Raw genomic sequence first — 2788 nt, 5'->3', positions numbered from 1 at the left:
TCACAGAAAAATACTCCGTTCCTGTTCTTCCTCTTCCGCCGGCAGAGAGTGAGCAAAGGAGTTTTGATTTTATTATTTAGTGCCGCCCCGGTGGCGCTGCCGGTTCTGCCTGCATGAAGCGATTCACGGCGGCGGCCGGCGCAGCAGACTTCCCGTTGTTAAAAAGGCTGCCGGTTTCGGCTGCGCGAAGAGATTCACGGCGGCTGGCACAACAGACTCCCCGTTGTTAAAAAGGCTGCCGGTTCTGCCTGCGCGAAGAGATTCGCGGCGGGCGCTGCCGCAGCAAGCTTCCCATTGTTAAAAAAGGAGGAAAAAATGAAAAAGAAAAAACAAAAGAAAACAGACGCGGCGGGGAAATATACGCTGCCCGCCGCCGGGCCGGGCTGGGAGCCGTCGTTGCCAGACCCGGAACAGCCCCCGCGGGTTCAGCGGCTGCCGTACCGGCCGGACCCGGCGCGGCCCCCGCAGGTTCAGCTGCTGCAAATGCAGCGCTCCGCACTGCCGTATGTGGGGTGGGCCGGAAAAAACAGCGGCGCGGCCAACTGGGTTGAAAAGCTGGACTGGAAGACTCCTTCGGGCGCGTCGTACACAAGCGCGCCGGAGCAGGGCGGACCGTCCAACCTGGTGGAACTGATCATGGCGCAGCGCGGCGGTGGAGGCGGCGGTTTTTCGCCGGGTGCGGGCACGGGACGGGGCGATGCTCCCGCACCGGGTACGGGCGTGGACGGCGGCTTTGCAGGCGGTGGAGGCGGCCTGTGGGCCGGGGATGAGCACGCGGAGCAATCGTGGGGAGACAAGGCCCTGAGATGGCTGGACGACAACCTGTTCCGGCCGGCCGGATATCTGGCGGAAAAGTATGCGGGCGGCGCGGGCAAGCAGGCGGAAACGCTGTGGAACGGCATGGTCACGTGGGGCCGGGCGGGCGCCGCAGGCGAGCTTCAGCAGGACCAGCTTGCGGCGCAGCAGTTCGCCTTTTTGGGAGGGCCGTGGGAGACGCATGCGCAGGAGACGGAAAAAGCTAATACGGCTGTCACGCAGGCGCTGCCGCAGGCGGCGCAGGGGCTGCGCGGCGATGCGATGCGGGACTATGCCGAAGGGATAGACGGGCGCTACGGAGACCCGGACGGCCTGCTGGGCTGGCTGGGAGAAAGGGCGGATTCGGCCGGACAAGGGCTTTTGAGCGGGGCGGCGCGGATTCTGGGTGTGCCGGGCGCGGGGACGGCGATGGATTTTCTTTCCACGATGGAGAATGCGGCGCAGCAGGCGCGGGAAAACGGCGCAGGCGAGGACGAGGCGTTCCTTTACGGCCTGGGCGAGGTGGTAAAGCGCATTGGCGGGCAGCAGCTGGAAGAGTATTTCCGAAGCAAGGCGGGAGAGATTTTTACGCGCGGCGAGGTGCAGGCGATGAGCCCGCGGGAGATAAGCGAGAATTACGACGCGATAAGGGAATCCATGGGCTGGGGTTTTGCCGTTGGGGCCCCGGCGCGGCGCAGCCGTGACGGGAGCGGCAAAATGTCGGCCCCGGCGGGGCCGATGACCGGCCGCGCGGTTTCGCCGCAGGCGAAACGGAGGGCGATTTAAGCCCGACGAGCGCCTGTGGGACGAAAACGGCGAGCTGCCGGAGGATGAACAGGGGCAGCCGGACGCGCCAACCCGGCCGGATGAACAAATGCAGCCGAATGCGCCGGAGCTTGAAAACGCCGGGGAAACTGTGTATGATGAAATTGACGAAAGCCTTTTGGCCCCAGGCTATGAGAACTGGACGGACCTGAACCGCTTCATGCAGACGGTGCTTGAAAACCCGGAGCTGAGTGTGGAGCAGCGCGTGCAGTACATTCAGCAGGCGTACGAGCGGACGAAGGACAAAACGGATATCCTGGTGCCGCGCAGCGCGGCGGATATTAAAGAGATTCTTGAAAACGGGAAATTTGAGTTCGACTGGCCGGATGAACTGGGCTTCAACCCGGGCTACACGGCCATTGGCGAGGGCACGGCGCTGCCCGCGCAGATGGACCGGTACGGGCATGCGGGCGGCAACAATTTCTGCTCCATTCCGGAGGCGGGCGCGTATACGTTTTTGCAGCGCTCGCTGCCGTATCTGGAGAACAGCGCGGCATACCACGCGTGGAGCTTCAACGGGGATACATACCTTGCGAAAATAGAGGCCGTGCGCCAACAGGACTGGAACGGGCTGAACGGGCTGCTTGCGAGCGAGGGGCTTGCGCCAGTGGGGGAAGCTGAATGCATACGCCTGACAAAAGCATATGAAAACTATCTTCGCACGGTGCAGGAAAAGATAGGGGCGGATTTCAGCGCGCCGTACGGTGTGACGGGGACCGTGGCGGCGGCGTTCGGCTCGGACGGCGGCGCGGACCAGTGGACGATGCCGCTGAGCGCACAGCAGATGGAAGATCTGGGAATTCTTTATACGAAATAAGTGGTAAGGAGGCTTACAAACATGACAAAGGAAGAAATGTTTAAAGAAATGGAAAAAATGGCCCCGGTGTTGGAACGGAACGGAGTAGATATTGTGCTGGGAAAAAGAATCCCAGGCTCTTTTACGAGAGGCTATTTTTTCAACGAGGAAGCGGGCTTGTGGGAGGTGTATTCCTGCGGGGAGCGAAATGAATATTTTGTACGGAAGCAGACTGTGCCCTTCCCGGTTTCGTGGACAGTAAAAATGAAGAAAAAACAGAAAGAAACGCAGGATATCTTGTCGTATCACACTCAGGCGGCGGGATGCTCAGACAAGGCACGCGCAAAGGCATCCGGAGGACGCCAGCCAATA

2 protein-coding genes and 1 pseudogene are annotated in these 2788 nt (G+C 61.4%); all 3 read left to right on the top strand.

Annotation, left to right across the window (positions count from 1 at the left end):
* Positions 1-315 precede the first annotated feature (315 nt).
* Positions 316-1581: a hypothetical protein gene (locus IIY41_RS05775; protein ID WP_287400119.1), complete on the top strand. Its 1266-nt coding sequence runs from the start codon at positions 316-318 to the stop codon at positions 1579-1581.
* Between the two features lie 88 nt (positions 1582-1669).
* Positions 1670-2437: a hypothetical protein gene (locus IIY41_RS05770; protein ID WP_287400118.1), complete on the top strand. Its 768-nt coding sequence runs from the start codon at positions 1670-1672 to the stop codon at positions 2435-2437.
* Between the two features lie 21 nt (positions 2438-2458).
* Positions 2459-2788, top strand: a pseudogene (locus tag IIY41_RS05765) (hypothetical protein); the annotation flags it as partial.

Source organism: Ruthenibacterium sp. (assembly GCF_017421385.1).
In the GTDB taxonomy this organism is placed as follows: Bacteria; Bacillota; Clostridia; order Oscillospirales; family Ruminococcaceae; genus Ruthenibacterium; species Ruthenibacterium lactatiformans.
Note: the sequence above shows the minus strand (reverse complement) of the source record. Positions and strands in the feature narration are given on the sequence as shown.

Excerpts from the sequence above, each read along its gene's own strand:
- IIY41_RS05770 (WP_287400118.1), top strand. The coding sequence starts at position 1,670 with ATGCAGCCGAATGCGCCGGAGCTTGAAAACGCCGGGGAAACTGTGTAT.
- IIY41_RS05775 (WP_287400119.1), top strand. The coding sequence starts at position 316 with ATGAAAAAGAAAAAACAAAAGAAAACAGACGCGGCGGGGAAATATACG.